Annotated in this window: 18 protein-coding genes and 1 tRNA gene; 8 read left to right on the forward strand and 11 right to left on the reverse strand. The window is 59.3% G+C overall.

The genetic code is table 11. The annotated features are described in order from the left end of the window. The first annotated feature begins 85 nt into the window (after positions 1 to 85). The 3 genes from C474_RS18125 (at position 86) to artA (ending at position 3,953) form a co-directional block, all read left to right on the forward strand. The gene (locus C474_RS18125) at positions 86 to 850 is read left to right on the forward strand and encodes a VOC family protein (RefSeq protein WP_008389425.1); all 765 of its coding nucleotides are present in this window, start codon (positions 86 to 88) and stop codon (positions 848 to 850) included. Positions 851 to 1,437: 587 nt separating this feature from the next. Then, complete coding sequence (locus C474_RS18130) at positions 1,438 to 2,805, forward strand: hypothetical protein (RefSeq protein ID WP_008389427.1); 1,368 nt, start codon at positions 1,438 to 1,440, stop codon at positions 2,803 to 2,805. Between the two features lie 212 nt (positions 2,806 to 3,017). After that, the gene (gene artA / locus C474_RS18135; protein ID WP_008389429.1) at positions 3,018 to 3,953 is read left to right on the forward strand and encodes an archaeosortase A; all 936 of its coding nucleotides are present in this window, start codon (positions 3,018 to 3,020) and stop codon (positions 3,951 to 3,953) included. A gap of 12 nt (positions 3,954 to 3,965) precedes the next feature. Here the strand turns inward: artA and dph5 are convergent, their stop codons facing one another. Continuing rightward, positions 3,966 to 4,745, reverse strand: coding sequence for a diphthine synthase (dph5, locus tag C474_RS18140; RefSeq protein WP_008389431.1), 780 nt, complete (start codon positions 4,743 to 4,745; stop codon positions 3,966 to 3,968). A gap of 33 nt (positions 4,746 to 4,778) precedes the next feature. Between dph5 and C474_RS23210 the strand changes: the two genes are divergently transcribed. Next, positions 4,779 to 5,219 carry a HalOD1 output domain-containing protein gene (locus C474_RS23210; protein ID WP_239640460.1) on the forward strand — a complete coding sequence of 147 codons (441 nt, stop codon included), beginning with the start codon at positions 4,779 to 4,781 and terminating at the stop codon, positions 5,217 to 5,219. A gap of 255 nt (positions 5,220 to 5,474) precedes the next feature. Here C474_RS23210 and C474_RS22230 read toward each other — a convergent pair whose 3' ends face one another. After that, on the reverse strand, positions 5,475 to 5,987 hold the full coding sequence (locus tag C474_RS22230) for a HEPN domain-containing protein (protein ID WP_152421709.1): 513 nt from the start codon (positions 5,985 to 5,987) through the stop codon (positions 5,475 to 5,477). Positions 5,988 to 6,337: 350 nt separating this feature from the next. Here C474_RS22230 and C474_RS18150 point away from each other — a divergent pair, with 350 nt between their 5' ends. Then, a complete protein-coding gene (locus C474_RS18150) occupies positions 6,338 to 7,585 on the forward strand; it encodes a site-specific integrase (protein ID WP_008389434.1) in 1,248 nt (415 codons plus the stop codon). 2 nt (positions 7,586 to 7,587) lie between these two features. On the opposite strand, the gene C474_RS18155 is transcribed toward C474_RS18150, so the two are convergent. Continuing rightward, on the reverse strand, positions 7,588 to 7,788 hold the full coding sequence (locus C474_RS18155) for a hypothetical protein (protein WP_008389435.1): 201 nt from the start codon (positions 7,786 to 7,788) through the stop codon (positions 7,588 to 7,590). 558 nt (positions 7,789 to 8,346) lie between these two features. Here C474_RS18155 and C474_RS23700 point away from each other — a divergent pair. Beyond that, positions 8,347 to 8,553 (forward strand): helix-turn-helix transcriptional regulator, encoded by a 207-nt coding sequence (locus tag C474_RS23700; protein WP_449404856.1) that lies wholly within the window; start codon positions 8,347 to 8,349, stop codon positions 8,551 to 8,553. Between the two features lie 213 nt (positions 8,554 to 8,766). On the opposite strand, the gene C474_RS18160 is transcribed toward C474_RS23700, so the two are convergent. The 4 genes from C474_RS18160 to C474_RS18165 all read right to left on the reverse strand — a co-directional run bounded on the left by C474_RS18160 (position 8,767) and on the right by C474_RS18165 (position 11,390). Next, complete coding sequence (locus C474_RS18160; protein ID WP_152421710.1) at positions 8,767 to 9,729, reverse strand: DUF6166 domain-containing protein; 963 nt, start codon at positions 9,727 to 9,729, stop codon at positions 8,767 to 8,769. 159 nt (positions 9,730 to 9,888) lie between these two features. Beyond that, positions 9,889 to 10,152: a DUF7386 family protein gene (locus C474_RS23630; RefSeq protein ID WP_083862083.1), complete on the reverse strand. Its 264-nt coding sequence runs from the start codon at positions 10,150 to 10,152 to the stop codon at positions 9,889 to 9,891. 217 nt (positions 10,153 to 10,369) lie between these two features. After that, entirely contained in the window at positions 10,370 to 10,720 is a 351-nt protein-coding gene (locus C474_RS22235) for a hypothetical protein (protein WP_152421711.1), read from the reverse strand. After that, on the reverse strand, positions 10,713 to 11,390 hold the full coding sequence (locus tag C474_RS18165; RefSeq protein WP_152421712.1) for a hypothetical protein: 678 nt from the start codon (positions 11,388 to 11,390) through the stop codon (positions 10,713 to 10,715). Before C474_RS18165 ends, C474_RS22235 begins: the two co-directional genes overlap by 8 nt. Positions 11,391 to 11,439: 49 nt before the next feature. On the opposite strand from C474_RS18165, the gene C474_RS22240 reads away from it, so the two are divergent. Then, complete coding sequence (locus C474_RS22240) at positions 11,440 to 12,324, forward strand: hypothetical protein (protein WP_152421713.1); 885 nt, start codon at positions 11,440 to 11,442, stop codon at positions 12,322 to 12,324. A 198-nt stretch (positions 12,325 to 12,522) separates the two neighbouring features. Here the strand turns inward: C474_RS22240 and C474_RS18170 are convergent, their stop codons facing one another. The 3 genes from C474_RS18170 to C474_RS18180 form a co-directional block, all read right to left on the reverse strand. Beyond that, positions 12,523 to 14,190, reverse strand: coding sequence for a DUF7845 domain-containing protein (locus C474_RS18170; RefSeq protein WP_008389440.1), 1,668 nt, complete (start codon positions 14,188 to 14,190; stop codon positions 12,523 to 12,525). 69 nt (positions 14,191 to 14,259) lie between these two features. Beyond that, positions 14,260 to 14,332 (reverse strand) — tRNA-Thr (locus tag C474_RS18175). Positions 14,333 to 14,390: 58 nt separating this feature from the next. Then, the gene (locus C474_RS18180; protein WP_008389442.1) at positions 14,391 to 15,374 is read right to left on the reverse strand and encodes a class I SAM-dependent methyltransferase; all 984 of its coding nucleotides are present in this window, start codon (positions 15,372 to 15,374) and stop codon (positions 14,391 to 14,393) included. A gap of 142 nt (positions 15,375 to 15,516) precedes the next feature. Between C474_RS18180 and yqeC the strand changes: the two genes are divergently transcribed. Beyond that, positions 15,517 to 16,260 carry a selenium cofactor biosynthesis protein YqeC gene (gene yqeC, locus C474_RS18185; RefSeq protein WP_049917169.1) on the forward strand — a complete coding sequence of 248 codons (744 nt, stop codon included), beginning with the start codon at positions 15,517 to 15,519 and terminating at the stop codon, positions 16,258 to 16,260. 1 nt (position 16,261) lies between these two features. Here the strand turns inward: yqeC and C474_RS18190 are convergent, their stop codons facing one another. Next, positions 16,262 to 16,891, reverse strand: a complete 630-nt coding sequence (locus tag C474_RS18190) for a molybdenum cofactor guanylyltransferase (RefSeq protein WP_008389445.1) — start codon at positions 16,889 to 16,891, stop codon at positions 16,262 to 16,264. Positions 16,892 to 16,914: the final 23 nt, after the last annotated feature.

The following is a 16,914-nucleotide window of genomic DNA, read 5'->3' on the forward strand; positions in this document are numbered from 1 at the left end:
ACGAGGTGTCGTTCGCGCGCCGTCACCGTCGAGAGGGCCTTCCGCGTTCGGTACGCTTTTCGACGCGCCGACCCACCACCCGCACATGTCCGACGTACTCGACCACGTGATGATGCGCGTCGAAGACCTCGATGAGTCGCTGGAGTGGTACACCACGCACCTCGACTACGAGGAGAAGGGTCGCTGGGAGGCCGATAGCTTCACGAACGTCTTCCTCGGTCCGGAGGACGCCGGCGAGGACGACGCGCTGCTCGAACTGACGTACAACCACGACGACCGAACGTACGAGATGGGCGACGCGTGGGGGCACATCGCCGTGCGCGTCCCCGAGGACGAACTCCAGTCCTCGTACGACCAACTGATGGAGGAGGGAGTCGAGGACTACCGCGACCCCGAGTCGAACGACAACCGCTACGCGTTCGTCAAGGACCCCGACGGCCACGAGATAGAGATCGTCAAGCGCGACCACGGCGCGAAGTGGAGTCTCGACCACACGATGATCCGCGTCGAGGACGCCGACGAGGCCCTCGGCTTCTGGACCCGCAAGTTCGAGTACGAGCACACGAGTCGCTGGGAGTCCGACTCCTTCGCGAACTACTTCATGGCGCCGTCGGACGCCTCCGAGGACGCGATGACCGTCGAACTCACCTACAACTACGGCGGTCAGACGTACGACCTGGGCGACGCCTGGGGCCACCTCGCCGTGCGCACCGACGACCTGGACGAGGCCTGGGAGACGCTGATGGAACGCGAGGCAGAGGACTACCGCGACCCCGAGTCCTGCGACAACCGCTACGCGTTCACGAAGGACCAGGACGGCCACGAGATAGAGATCGTCACGGACGACTGAGAACGCCGCAAGCCCGTTTTTCTTCGAGCGAAGGCGACAACTCCCCCGAGCCGGGCGTTTGTTATCGAATGTGATAGTTATGCCAACGTCGGACGACCGACGACGATAACCGGGTACTACGGTCGCTAACGACTGTATCGGTCCGTCCACAAATACAGGAAAGAAAGACATTTATTAGGAACGATAATTGGTGCAACTGCGCTACGGCGCGGTCGAGACTGTTCGAGAACACCCCGAGTAGGGGTTGAGAGGTATCTCTGTGAGTCTCCTCGCCCGCGGCCGCGAGCGCAAACTCAAAAATGAAAGGTAAATCAGAACGGTTCCGTGCTGTCACGTTCGCCCTACTGGTGGCTCTCTCGACTGTCGCCGGCACCGTCGCGTTCACGGGGACTGCCGCCGCGGACGCGTCCGAAATCGACCTCGGGGCGGGGAACGGAACGCAGGTAACTGTTGAAGCGGGTTCTGACGTCGTGATTAACGCGACCGTTCAGGACAACAATTCTGAATCGAATGATAACTATGCAGTTTGGATCGACAAAGATGGAGACAGTGTTTGGGACATTGGGGAGCCGAACACAACGTACAACATGGGATCAAGTGAGATATCTGAAATACTACTCGTAAATTTCAATCTCTCGACATTATCTGCTAATACATACAATGTATCTGCTGTAGAAACAGCAGACCCCATTACGGAAGGGCTCTCAGCCAACAAAACCGTCGAAGACCAACTGAAAGTCGTCCCGGGTGTCGCACCAGAACTTCGGTCAGCGGTACGGTACGACAACGGTACCGACGCCGAGGTCGAACTCGCCTTCGACGAGAACGTCTCGGTCGTTCGGACGCTGAACGTCTCGACCGTCGGCGGCGACGCGAACCTCACGGAGTCCGTCAGCGTCTCCGAGGGACGCGTCGTCGCAACGCTGAACGGCGCTTACGCGGACGACCTGCGGGTCACGTACGACGTTGTCGACGAGGTCGGAAACGGGTACGCGGCGGACCCGACGGCGGCGGTCCAGTCGGCCGCCGTGACGACGCGCGTCGGCGACGACGACACCGTCTACGAGGGGTCGACGCTCGCCGTCCTGACGGATCGGACGAACGCGAGCGTTGACGTCGCGAACGACTCGGTTAATTGGTCCGAGTCGACGGGCGCGAACAGCAAGGTGTTCCTCCTCGATACCGGGACGCTCAACCGCGGTGCGTACGACGTCGTCTACGGCGGCGATGGGGACCGGAACGCCACGTTCGACGTCGAGAGCCTCGGTCTCGCGGTCGGCGTGGACGACGCGACAGTCACGAACGACGACGGCGCAGTCATCGCGGGGACCGTCTCGGCGGACGCGGGCGGGCGGTCGGTTGCGGTCGAACTTCGGGATGCGGGCGAAAACATGGTGGCGACCGACGTCGCCCTCCTCGACGGCCGGGGTGAGTACGACTACGCGTTCGACGCGGCCGGTCTCGCGACCGGCGACTACGCGGTCGTCGCGGTCGACGACGCGTCCGGTGCGAAGAGTCGGAGCGGTCCGGTTGCCGTCTCGAGACCGCCGAGCGACGACGGCGACGGCGATTCGGAGTACGGCGACTACCGCGACCCGACGCCGACCGAGACGGCGACACCGTCGTCGACGGAACGACCGACCGCCGATGCGGGTCCGATTACGGAGTCGTCGGGCGGGACGGCCGCGAACGACGCGTCAGATGTCGGGAGTGTGGCGGAAAACAAGACGACCGCTGACGAGGCATCCGGCGCGGCGGAGAGGACGCGGTCCGTGACGGCGAGCGTTGCTACGGACGCGGCGACCTCCCCTGCGGTGACATCCGCCACGCCGTCCGAATCCGGTGTGGGCACGGCGACCGGTACCGAAGTACCCGGATTCGGGGTCGGCGCTGCCGCCGCAGCGCTGTTCCTCGGCGCGTCGCTCGCGGCTCTCGCGGTTCGACGCAACTGCTAGTTCTGCGAGTCTCAGGGCGGGTCGTCGCGTCACCGACGCGGTGATCGTCTTCAGTCGCGCTAACCGCGACGACTGCATCGACCGCGTTCGACCGAGACCCGTTGCACTTCTGATCTGAACCGCTACGACGCTTTTCTCGGTACTCCGGCGCCTCGATTTGACGGACGCACGGAACGACAAGGAATTTAGTCCGGTACGCCCATCTATCGTCTATGCCCGGACTGCTCTCTGATCTCCTCGCGTGGGTGTCCATCCTCACCTTCGTCGCCGGCGCCCTCCTGTACCGCCGAAACGACCGCCTGGCGCGGTACGTGTCCGCCGCCGCGTGGGGCCTCTTCGCCGTCTTCTGGCTGCAGTTAGTCCCGCACTTCGCCTTCGAGCACAAGAGCTACATCGAGGGATTCCTCTCCTTAGCCGCCGTTCCGGCGTGTCTCTACGCCGGGTACCTGCTGTACTCGGGACGCGACAGCCTGTTCGTCCTCTCGAAGGCCGTCGCCGCCATGGGGGTCATCTACCTCCCGTTCGAGACGATTCCCGCGTTCACCCTCCTCGGACTGGCCGTCCCAGCGCCGAGGGGTGTCCTCATGGAGACCGTCGCCGCTCAGACCCAGTTCCTCGTGAACGCCCTCGGCTACTACCCCGAGATGACGACCGGCGACCTCGGCTACCACAACATGTTCGTGTTCATGGAGGGTACCCACCGCATCACCGTCTCGGTCGTCCTCGCCTGCACGGGACTCGGCAGCATGGCCATTTTCGGCGGTCTCATCGCCGCCGTCGACGCTCCCATCAGACGCAAGGTTCGGGCGCTCGCCATCGCCGTCCCCATCATCTACGCGCTGAACCTCGCGCGGACGACGTTCATCACCATCGCGTTCGGCGAGCAGTACATGCAGTTTTTCGTCGACGAGATTCTCCTGCTGTTCGGGTCGAGCGACCCGTACATGGTGTCCTTTTTCATCTCCGACCGCATCATCAGTCAGTTCCTCGCCGTCCTCGCACTCGTGGGTATCACCTACCTCGTCGTCCAGGAGGTGCCGGAACTGCTCACCATCATCGAGGACGTCCTCTACATGGTCACCGGCGACGAGTACGACCTCCGCGAGGCGTTGGACTTAGAGGAACCCGGTCGCGGCGAAAGCGTCTGAGCGCGCGTTCCGCTACGCCTCGTTCTCCTCGACGATGTCGTCCGGCGCGCCGCCGAGCGCTCTGAGCGCGTCGGCCTCGACGTGGTGGACGTCGCCGGGAATCACGAGCATGTGGAGGGGGTCGCCGAAGTCGCGTTCGGCGAGGGCGGACAACCGGTCCGCGGCGACGAGTGGCGACTCGCTACCCGCCCGCGCGACGACGACGCCCAACACGTCTTCCCAGCCCTCGGCGAGCATCTCGGCCGCGTAATCGCCGGTCATGTACTCCTCGCGGTCGGCCTTTATGTCGAGATAGACCAGCGTGTGCAGGCCGCGTTCGCGGTTCGCCTCGATGGAGTCGGTGACGCTCTTCGGGACGCCGTCCGCGCCGTGGGCGTACGGGAACGGCAGCGTCACCGCCTTCCCGAACCGGTAGTTCTGGAGTCCGGTCAGGCCGCTGGCGGCCGACTGGGCGGTCACGCCGTGGATCAGTCGCGTCTCGATACCGCGTTCGACGGCCCGGAGTCGCAGGTCGACGTGCGTCGTGGATATCATCGTGTCGCCGGCGGTGAGAAACGCCACGTGCCCGTCTTCGGCGGCGTCGAGGATGTCCTCGGGATTTTGTTCGACGCCCGCGCGGTCCCGCACCTCGACGTCGATACCGTGGTACGATTCGAGGTCCTCGACCGTCGCGCCGACGAGGTGGCTGGTGTAGAACTCCGCGAACGCGCGGTCCGCGTCGGCGAGGGCGTCGCGCCCCTCGACGGTTATCGACCGCTCGTCGTACAGACCGAGTCCGATGAAGGTGAGCATACCACTCCTCGGCCGGCCCGCCCGATAAGTGCCGTGTCCTGCCGCGACGGATGGGGCGCGGGCTACGAGCCCCGCCTATCGCGCGTTTTTGACCCGGCCGAAGCGTTTACCAAAGTAAGACAGGTACTACCACGCACGGTCGGAAGATCCATCGCGTCGGAGACGACGGACCGACGATGGGATGCGGTGACACAAATGCCCGGAAAAACCTCACGCGCCGGTACGGCGGAACGCTCGCTCGGAGAGCCCTCCCGAGAGAACGTGCTGTACGAGATTATCACCCTCGTCGCCGAGGTGAAGGAGGATGACCCCCTGTCGCTTCGACCCGTCTCGGAGGTGGTTGACCCCGAATCCCTCGAAACGCTCCTCACGGAGCCGAAAACGGACGTTGATATCGCCTTCCCGTACGAGGACGGATACGTGCGGGTGGACGAGTCGACTGTCCAGTTCGAGTACGACTACGATTTGCCGTGAGTCGTTTCGTGCCCGCCTTCGATCGGATACTCGGAGCGACGCCTCGATAGAACTCGCGCGAAGCCACTGGATTTTATTCTGCATGGCCGCTGTGAGAACCGGAGAAACGGAGTATAGTGACTGGTCCAAATTCACTTGATTAGCATTAGCACTTTCATCTGCACTAACTGAGGTCTCCCCCTGGTGCTCTTTTCACCTTTTAGAGGGTTGACTCGGTCGCCATGAGTCATTTCGTAGTCTTAATCGTGTGAGGAGCTATGCATCGGAATCAGAGTTCGCTGGCCCATACTGTGACTCTGCTTCGTCTATCATCTCTGTCACTTTTTCTTTCAATTCCTTAGCGTAGGCGGAGGCCACGACAGAATCGTCAGTGGAGAACACTGAATCAGGACTTCGGTTAGCAAAACCGTATTCGGTTGCGGGATATGCGCCACTCCAGATATTCGCTACTGCAAAAGCTCGACAAGCAGCATCCCCGTACGATGAGCCCAAATTGTTGTCTATGGCTTTGACGCAGTCAGAGATGTACTCCTCATTGAGCTGAAAATCGTGGGTCGGCTTGTAATATACCCCTGATAGCTCTAATATTGACTTTGCGTACAGTTCTATTGCTCTTTGACATTTCTGTAGCTCGCCCCCTGTCGAAATGACGATTTGAAAATCTGATTCCGTGGAATTCCTGATTGATTCGTCGACCTGGGCCAGTCGCTTGTTCGCGTCAAAAAGACGACGATTTGCAGATGCGATTGAATCACTACTGATTGTCATATACTACTTAACTCTTGTCGGAGACGGTTCAATAGTATTGTCATGTGTTATCTTGCACCGATTATACGTTCGACTGCGTTGAATTCTCGTCAAAAATGACAGGAATACTGTGTAAATTAAACTAACATACATACGTCGACGGGGTACGTCGGTCACCGCAACCAATTGAACGAGAGACTTACCGGCAAAGTACGCAGTCAGAGCGCAACAAATCAGGCCGATAATCGACCGAATACTTATGGTACAGAGGTGCTGTGTAGAAATTAGCGGTATGCGCGAAGCGCAAGCCGGTGGAGGGCGGATAACCTAAGGTTTACATCCCCATAAGTTATCTGTGCGTTCAGAGCACTATGGGAGTGAAGCCCAAACAAGAAGTCGACCGTCTCCGTGATCGGGTCACGACTTCCGACGAAATCTCGTCGGACGATCAGGAACGCCTGATCGCCTTTAGCGATCAGATGTACCTCTTGAAGTCTGAGTACGGGCTCCACCGGCACGTGAAGCTCCTCCGTCACTGCACTCGCATGGCCGAGGAGGTAGGTGGCCTTACGGACGCTCTGGAGAGTCGCAACGCTGCGGAGAACCTCGTGGGATGGATCAACCGAAACTACGACAACGAGGAGACTAATCGCGACTACCGCGTTGCGCTCCGAATGTTCGCAAAGCGCGTCACGGAAGACGACGAGATTCCGCCGAGTATCGAGTGGGTGCCCGCCGACACGAGTCGCAACTACGATCCGAAGCCGTCCCCCGGCGAAATGCTCCGCTGGGAGGGAGATATCCTCCCCATGATCGACGCCACGATGAACGCCCGAGATGCCGCGTTCATCGCGGTTGCTTGGGACTCGGGTGCACGCAGTGGGGAGCTCCGAGAACTCCGTGTTGGAGACGTAACCGACCACAAGCACGGACTCCAGATCACCGTCGACGGAAAGACGGGGCAGAGAACTATCACCCTCATCCCCAGCGTCCCCTACCTCCAGCGCTGGCTTCAGGACCATCCACGAAAAGGCGACTCGGGGGCTCCCCTGTGGTGCAAGCTCCAATCCGGTGAGGAGATGTCCTATCAGATGTTCCGGAAACTCCTCATTGAAGCCGCTGACAGAGCTGGCGTTACCAAACCGGTCACGATCACGAACTTCCGGAAGTCGTCGGCGTCCTTCCTCGCTAGCCAGAACGTGAATCAGGCCCGCATTGAGGATCACCACGGATGGACTCGTGGGAGTAGCGTGGCTTCTCGCTACATTGCCATCTTCGGCGGAGAGAGTGACCGTGCACTCGCGCGTGCTCACGGTCTCGACGTTGAAGACGAAACTCCCGACCCCATCGCTCCGAACGAATGCCCCCGTTGCCAGCGGGAAACTCCCCGTCACGAGGAATTTTGCGTCTGGTGCGGACAGGCCCTCGAACCTGGTGCGGTCGAGACGGTCAAAGAGCGAGAGCGGGAGGTACGGGAAGCGGTGTTCCACCTGGTCGAGGAGGACCCCGGAATCCTCACAGAACGAGAGCGCATTAGTGACCTTATGACTCTCGCAGACGAATACCCCGGACTCTTCGACGATGCCGAGAGGTTTGTCGCCGCTCTGAATGACGGCTGAGCTCATAGATCGAGCTTCCCCTCCAAGGAGTCGATTTCACGTTTTACCTCCTCGCGGTCGCGTTCGTCTCCGCCTCGGAGGAGCACGGCCAAGGCCAGCCCTCGGACCGTCTCATCCTCTCCATGTTTGAGTACGTACGCGAGCTCCTCTCGGTGATTTTCGACGTAGCTCCGTAGCTCACGAGGAACTCCGTCCTCAGCCATTGGTCTGCTCCACTGTGCCCCTGATCTGTAGGTGGGTCGTATGCATCGGTTCGCGTTCTTTGATTTCGACGCGACAGGCCCGATGAAGCAGAGGTGTGAACTATCAAAACGACTAAATCGCAGGGAACAGTACTCCCTACCACTCAGGCGCAGGCAGTTCTCCCTGCTTGCGTCGGGTTTTCCACCGCCGGTATGGAGCGTGGTACGCTGGCACGTTCACCGCTCCCCGGCGGGCTGTCTCGTTGGTTAGAGTTCTCTACTCCTTACGTCGCCAAAAGAGACGCATGCTACAAGTAGATACCGGGAAAATCGACAGACAGCGGCGTGTTGGGTGTGATTTTGTGCACACGAGAAAAATAGCAGACGGAGGTACGATCAGCGCTTTGGAGAGTTATTTTCTCTCCGCTGCTGGTCGAAATTGCACACGAGGTTTATACCAGAATGTCAATTCCTCCTTTCTTACGACTATTTTAGAGAGGAATCGACAGACTGCGTGGGGACAAAAGTTCCCTGCTCGTGTGCACAAAGCTATTCGCGCGATTGTCAGGGGTAGTGGCTGTGCCTTCTGAGTCCGACTTCGAGGAAGTCGTGCGGATACTTCGGAGTCAGGGTGGTAGCGCATGGCAACAATCTGTTGTCAGTCAGATTCCCTGGTCGGATACGAAGGTTAGTCGAGTGGTTTCAGATATGGACAGATCAGGCCAACTCTACAAACTTCGACTTGGGAGGGAGAACCTGCTCAGCTTAGAGCGTATAGACCTGTAGCTCACACCGGTTCGTCTTCTCCCTATAGATAATGAATCTATAGATTGAGAGAACAGTGCGTGAGTTGCGATTAGGTGCCCCTGAGTGTGGCGGTCGCTGCATGCTCCATCTTGTACGGAAGGGAAAGCTATCGTACAGGAAAAAGAGGCGTATTTGCTATCGTAGAGTAATCGAAAATGGCTCGAAAGAGCTACGGTTCTCATCGACGCAAGCCTAATCCTCGGATTCGGCCTCATGTTGCCGCAGGAACTCCATCACCTCATCGTACGTGATGATTTTTCCACTGGCCGCTGGCTCCCTATACGCGTCAAATCCGAGGAGGTCTCTCCACGCCGCAGCCGGGTCAACATCTGGCGGATCCTCTGAGACGGTAATCGCGTGTTCAAGGATTGACCGGGCAGTGTTTGCAGGCCCTGCTCCATTGTATCCCCAGGTCAAGTCGTCCTCGGACGAAGGGGTATAAGCAACGTGTGGGATAGGCTCTCCGTCGAAGATCACTTCATTCACGGTGTACTCATGCCCGTCATCCGTCACCTCGGTGTGATGGTGTAGGACTCCTATGTAGGCCCCCATTTGATCGAGGAAGTCTACATGCGGCACGATATCGTAGCCCTGGGGACACTGTTTGGGCTCAATCTCCATCTCCTCTATGAGGCTGTTTTCTCGCATGTACTGCTCACCACGATACGCGAGCCCCTTGATTTGGACCTGGTACTCCTCCTGAGCTCGAGTACACAGATTATTGAAATGCCACTCATCAAGCCGACAGTAGGCATAATAGAACGGCGCGGCATCGCGGTCGTGGAAGCCCCTGATATCAAACTCTCCAGTGCTGGAGTCTTCCAACTCGGCAACCATATCGAGGAATATCTCAACTTGTTCCTCCTGCGGCGGTACGGGGTCCTTAGGATGCTCAAGACGATCAAGGAGGCGCATGATCCATCCGATCCCCGTGAGCTCGGCGCCGGAGGAGAGGCGGACCTCGCGACGGTCGTGTTTCGAATTGCCGGGTTGCTCGCGGCATGTTGGACAGTACGCCGGAACGGTATAGCCTGCGACCGAGATGTAGTCCCCGTACATGGCCCTATACTCGGTATATTCGACGGTTGAGGTGTAGTCGCGGTTGCACTCTTGGCACTGTGACTGGTATCGGTATGGTGTCTCTTTTCGAGTCATGCGCTTTCCTCCTCGTCGACGTAGGGACGGGGGGATCACATAAGCACTCCATCTGTGAGCCGCACTAAGTATACTTAACGGACCGGGTGTCAAGATGGGCACAGCCATCGTGGGACGTCGGTTCAACACTGACCCCCGGTGATTCCGCTCTTACTCTGTCTATCGCCATTGACTCTCTATCGCGGTTCTGTAGCGGAGACCGAGTACTGATGTATTGAATCTCTGTACCGTCGACGGTGGGAGCTCCTCACGTAGTTTTCGGATGTTCTCCTCCGATTCGATGAGGTGGGTTAGCGCGGCATCGATCACGTCGGAGGTCGGTGGGTTATCGTTTGGTCCGCTTGCAACGATCTCCTCTGCTTTCTCCAAGAGTCGCTGGCGCTCATCACTGAGGCGAATTGTTGTCCGTTTCGTGCTCCCCATAAGTACTGATGTATGCCCCCACCTTCGAAAGCGTTGCGCTCAGGGTACTCAAAGCGAGTTTGTTTATATAGTACCAGCCAATCCGGGCAAAGCACTCTCGATTACTGTCTCTCCACTACCCGAATCTATGCACATCGGACCCGCCACTGCATACGGAAACGTGCATACATCGGGTCCACTGAATACATTGGCGTCTGACCCCGTGGGAAAGTGCGAGCTACTGTACCTGCGGATAGATTCGGAAATTATCCAGATAGCGGTCTTTGATGATGTCGTGTAGTTCCCGCCCAATCTCTGCGTCCTCCACGTCTTCAACCTTCACGTATCCGATACGGCTGTTTCCTGACACTGTGACCTTGTATATTCTATTTCGGTAGGACACCTTCGCACCTATTCCTCGTGTAAACCACCCTTCGTCTCTCAGATCCTCCACTTGGTCATCTTCGAATATATCTGATATTCCCTCGAAATCCGCTCTTTTTATGGGTCGGTCTTGGTCAGTTTGTGGGTTGTACATCTTCACTTCACTAATCTCTTCTATTACAGGCTCTGGTTTTTCGTCACTCATTCTGTTCCTCCGCTGAATCGGTATCCGCACGCTCAAAAGAGTCTATAAACGAACGGACTCTGGATTCTGCCTCTTGTTCAACTAGGTTTAGATTCCCTGTCGTTGCTACGTCCAGAATCGTCTTTTCGTTGATTACTGATTTCGCCTTCTGCACTCTTGCTGGCATGGTTGTCTCTACGATGATCAACCGCCTTTCCGGATCAAATTTCAGCGGAATCCTTTTCTGATTTGGTATATCTTCAATTTCTAGGTTCTCCGTTATCTCAATATCGGTGGTGAAATAGTAGTAAGAAGCGCTAACACGTCCATCATCACGTCTACGATACTGAAACCCTTCTCTGCGATTGACCTCGTCTCCTGCCAAATTTGATTTGAGAGTGTCTGTGATCAGGTCCTGTGACAGCTCTTCTGGTTCGAGTATGTCGAGATACGCCTCAGAAATCTCCTCGATATCTCCTTCCACGTATTGGCGACAAACCCGGAGAAACTCCTCGAATGAGTTATCGTCCCACTCTTGCGAACCATATTCTTCCTGCACCTGTTGCCAGCGGCCGAATTCGCCCTGTGTCCCGGTCAGTTCTCGGTGGATACGATTCATCGTTGTCAGAGTTGAATTCGGTTTAACGTAATCACCGACAATCGTCATAGCGCGAGAACCATAGCCACTCATTGATCTACCTGATAATATGCTAAAACTTAAATCCGATCAATGAATCCTGATGGATGGCTTGATATCGGATTTGATTCGTCGCGGGGAATCGTCCGAAGAAGCAGATCAAATTCTCGTCAAACTACGACAGATTCCGTCGAAAGAAGACCGAACCAGAGTAGAAAATCTACAGCTTGCTGTAACTACCGTCATAATATCTGTCTACCTAAGCAGTGTATCTGCTGGCAACCCAATATTTCCACAGGGATATCCACTTAGGTTGGTTACGGTTGTGCCCTCTCTATTCCTGATCGGCAAGCTGACTTTAGCTACACTGAGGCCCTTTTACGACAATATTTGGCTTAAGAGAGTAGATTTCGTGCTACTGCCGTTCTTATTTGCGGGCAGTTTTCTCGGTAGTGGTGGGCTCTTATTCGCCACTCTTGTAGAAATTCCCACACCGGTGTTAGGGGTTATATTGAGCCAAATCTCTGAGTTCGTCAGAGCATATTTATACAAAGACAGATTGATCAACCTCTACACTCTACTCATAATCGTATCGAGTGGATGGTACGCTTGGAGAAGTGGCAAATCAATGTCCGTTATCGAATCCGGAGTCCCGGAAGTGCGGTTCACGTTTACAAGCGGAAGTAGCGACAGCTCTCTACCTCTCCGGATTGAGAACCCTACTGCAAATCAAATCGATCCGACTAACGTCGAAATAGAGATCTGGACCGAATCTGGCATAGAGGTGACTGACATTGATGGTGCCAGAAGGGTAAATGACAGGGTTTGGCAGCCATATATGCCTATTCAGCCTGATGCTGGTATGACACTGGAGATGCAAATTCAGCGTACCGAAGGTCGATCTGAGATTTCTGAATCTTCGGCAACTGTTGAGGTCCGCTTAGACGGTCTTGTACAGCAGAGGCACCGGGTCCTCCTGGAGGGGTGAGGGTGTTTTGGATTCGTGCCCTTAGGCACACCTCTAACAGAGAATCCGAGCCTTGCGGTCGGATTCTCTCGACGGTGACTGACGAGTAGCGTCGGAACACCGAACTCAGCCCCAAACGTACTCACAAAACCAAGGAACACCCGCAGAAAATGCCGGTATTTGACCTACTCGGTAGTGTTGCCACTCAGCAGTCGTGCTCTATCTGAGAGTTTCCCACACCCTCCCACCGACCGTTTTGGTGACTAGATCTGCATCGAGAGACCGAAGCGAATGCGCTGTCTCTCGGTAGTGGTACCGGTATCGACCACACCGGTACTTAGCTGGATCACGGTTCGCCCGTTCCCACAGATCTAGACCCTCCCGGAGCAGACGGCGAACCTCCTCACGGTGATCCTCCGCTTCGAGCTCTCCAAAGCGGAGTGTTACTCCGTCACCTCGCTCTTCGAAGTTGATGTCGTGCTTTGCAGCCCACGCGATGAACGCGGAGGTACGCTCGTCAATTCCTCGTTGCGCGGCTTCGACCGCCTTTGCAGCGGCTTCCGTCGCTCGCCGGGTTGCACTCCGGGCTTCCTCTACGGCATCATGGACTAGCTCCGCAATGTACGTTGACTGTAGGCTCACCTGACCGTACTCACGACTCACGAGATCGTCTATCCGATCGAGTGCGCGCCGAACGCTATCGGGATGGCGACCGTACTCCTCCGCAATATCGGTCGGTGACACTTTGCCACCGTCCGAAACCAGCTGCTCCAAACTCTCCCATTCGACCGGACTCAGACCATCGGATATGTGCTTGATCACGACGCTCTCCTGCGTCTGACGGATTCGCGTCGTGTTGAGATCGATGATGTCGCGGTCTCGCTCGCTTTCGGAAGCCGTGAAGTAAGCATCCGAGACGTAGGTGTTCCCTCCGGTCCGAATATCGAGACCGGCGTTTGCTAATGTACTGAGTACGGTCTCGTCGAGCTCCCGATCAAGTCGGTGGAGTTCTTCGGCGGAGACTCCGATCTTACCGTCCCATCGATTGACCTGATAGGACGCTCCGACCTTCGGGTGGCTTAGCGGGTGATCGTCGGGAAACGCCTGTGCCTCCCGTGCGTAGTAGTGCTTGATCTCCTTCGGGAGTTCGTGAGAAGGCAGCGCCTCCTGGATACGCTTCTGTCCGAGTGTGACGGTGTGGTAGTAACCTGGGAGGGATTCTCCTCGTCCAGCCTGATCGTTCTGTACCACCTTTCGGTACCCACTCCGGTCGTTTTCGAGGAGATGGCCGAGCTGAGCGATAGGACCGCTCCTCGCATGGATGGGTCCACTGACATCCCGTTGAAGTCGGACGTACCTCTCGGCATCCTGTACGTTACTGTACGGATGAGGCTCCGTGAAGTACTCCGGTTGCACGTCGACCGCGCCGAAGCCGCGGCGAATGAGGAATTGGTAGTCAGTAAACTCGATGTTCGCTCCGGTCACGCGGAGATTGACACCCTCCCCGAAACCCTCCGGAACGGGAATCTCCTTACCACCCTTTGACCGCATTCCGGGCCAACGCGGAGCGAGGTGGACGTTGAACTTCCGCTGTCCCACCTCGTCATCGAGACTCCGAACATTCAGACGGTACTCACGAATCGTGTCGATCTCGAAGCGCGTCCCTTCGGGAGTCTGCTCTCCCGGATGTTTGATACCGCTCTCCTGGTACGACAGACGGCTCTGCCACTCTTCGCCGTTGTAGGTGAATGTCCCCGTCGCGGAGCCTCCGCCACGTTTCACGCGCCTATCAGCGGCGAAGAACGGAAACAGCCCTCGCTCGTTGAATAGGAAGTTTGCAGCGAACTCGTGGGGTGCGGTCTCGACGAAGACCGTCACGCGCACCACCCCCGAACAGGGTCGCGGTCAAATCCCGCACAGAGTAATGTCTCTGTGGGATGTAAACCTGAAGTAGAAAGCCGGTGGAGGGATTTGAACCCTCGGCCTATTCCTTACGAAGGAATCGCTCTGCCAGCTGAGCTACACCGGCGCGGGGTGCTGTCGAACGCATCCTACCGTATTCGCATGACGAAGAAAAGGCTTCCGAATCAGCGCGCGGTGAGTGTCACGTCGAGGCAGACGTTGTACTCGTGGGGCGCGTACGACCGCACGACTCGCTCGGTGTCTACCCGCACGTCGTACGCCGGTTCCGCGGCCTCGCGGACGGACTCGATTCCCGGTCCGAACGGGTCGTCCTCGTGCTGGATGTCGTAGTAGTGGAGGACGCACTCCTCGCTCGCGAGGCGGACGGCGGCGTCGAGGAAGTCGTCGGCGCTGTGCGGGAGGTTCATCACGAGTCGGTCCGCCCAGTTCTCGTACTCGTCGGCCACCTCGCGCACGTCGCCCTCGACGGCGGTCAGACGGTCCGCGACGCCGTTTCGGTGGGCGTTCTCGTGGAGATAGTCGACGGCGGCGGCGTTCAGGTCACAGCCGATAACCTCCGCGCCGTGCCCGGCCATGGGGACGGCGAACGGGCCGACGCCGGCGAACATATCGAAGGCGCGTTCGCCCTCCCGGACCTGCTCGACGACGCGGTGCCGTTCGGTCGCCAAGCGGGGGGAGAAATACACCTCGGCGATGTCGAGGAGGAACTCGTAGCCGTACTCCCGATGGACCGTCTCCGTCGAATCTCCGATCAGTACGTCCCACTCGCGGACGCGGAGTTCGCCTTTCACCTTCGAGGCGCGGTTGACAACCGTCTCGGCCCGGAGGTCAGACTCCGCGATGGCGTCGGCGATTCTCCGGGCGCGGTCGGGGTCGTCCTCGTCGAGGATGACCACGTCGCCGAGTCGCTCGTACGTCGGGTCGAAGCCGAGGACGTCGGCGGGCATCGTCTGTGTCTCGCGGGCCTCCGCGTCGAACTCGACCACGTCGAACTCCGCGCGGACGGCCGCGGCGTCGGTCACGGGGATGTACAGCGACCCCTCGCGGACGGTTATCTCGTAGGTCCGGTCCACGAGGTCGCGTTCGGCGAGGGCGCGCCGCGTCGCCTCCCCCTCACTCGTGGGGACGCGGACGCAGGGGACGTTCATGTCCGATGCTGACCGCGCGGGCGAGTAAGCATGACGCTTCGCCGCCTCCGGGCGACTCGACCGAGCCGGCGCCCGCCCGCGCCACCCGAACACGAACGGGAGGGCCGTGGCGTTGAAACCGGCGCCACCCGTCACCCCGACTATGCCACCCACGCTCTCGGACGCCCTCGGCGTCGATGGCGACTCCGTATTCGTCGCCGTCGGCGCGGGCGGGAAGAAGACGCTCATCTACGCTCTCGCCGACGAACTCTCCGACGCCGTCGTCACCGCGACGGTCAAGATGCCGAAGTTCGGCGGGCACGTCGAACGGACGGTCCTCACCGACGACCCCGTCTCGGCCGCGCGGGAGGCGACGGAGCGACCCCTCGGACTCGCCCGCGACGGCGACCGGAGCGACCGGTATCTCGGTTACGACCCGGAAGTCGTGGACGACCTCGCCGCGTCGGGGGCGACGCCCCTGCTGGTGAAAGGCGACGGCGCGCGGACTCGGCTTCTCAAAGCGCCGAAGGAGGGCGAACCGCCGATTCCGAACGCCGCCACGGTGGTCGCCCCCCTCGCCTCCGTCCGCGTCGTCGGCCAACCGCTCACGGAGGAGGCGGTCCACCGACCCAAGCGCGTCGCCGAACTCACGGACGTGGCCGCGGGCAACGAGATACGCCCGAAGCACGTCGCGGACGTCCTCGCACACCCCGACGGCGGCCTGAAGAACGTCCCCGACGGCGCCGACGCCGTCCCCGTCGTGAACATGGCCGACACGGAGGAGACGGTCGAGACGGCGCGTGAAATCGCAGCGGGAGTCCTCGAACGAGCGCGCTCCGTCCCGCGCGTCCTCGTGACGCGACTCATCCACGACGACCCTGTCGTCGACGTGCTAGAACGCGACTGAGTCAGGACGACTCGAACCGCCGCGCCGCCGCGCGCAACTCCGCCCGAGTGTTCAGATTCTCGAACGTCTCCGGCGTCGCGTGCGCCCGCACCTCCTCCTCGGTCACCGTCACCCAGTCGTCCAGTTGGTCGAGGGCGTCGACGACTCGCGACTCTCCCTGGTTCAGGGTTCGTTCGCACGCCGAGACCATCGCGTCGGCACGATAGACCGCCTGCGTCGTCTGGTACCACTCGTCCGGTCGCGGCACCGCGGCGTCGCGACCGTCCGCCCGCGAGAAGAGATACGCGACGAACGCGGGGTCGACGAACGGCATGTCGCAGGCGACGACGGCGGCGTGCGTCGCGTCGACGGCGGCGAGTCCCGCGGCGATGCCGGCCGCCGGCCCGCGGTCCGGGACGGGGTCGGTGGCGACGGAGACGGGGACGCCGCAGCCATCGACGGCCGCGCGGAGCGCCTCCGCCTGCTCGTCCCGGCAGTTCAGGACCAGTCGGTCACAGACCGTCGCCAGTCGGTCCGCGACGCGGCGGACGAGGGGCGTCCCCGCGAGGTCGGCCAGCGCCTTGTCGCCGTCGCCGAAACGGGTCGAGTACCCGCCGCAGAGGACGACGCCCTCGCGGGAGCCATCGGTCATACCTTCCTGTCGACGGGCGGGCA

Source organism: Halogeometricum pallidum JCM 14848, assembly GCF_000337095.1.
GTDB classification, from domain to species: Archaea; Halobacteriota; Halobacteria; order Halobacteriales; family Haloferacaceae; genus Halogeometricum; species Halogeometricum pallidum.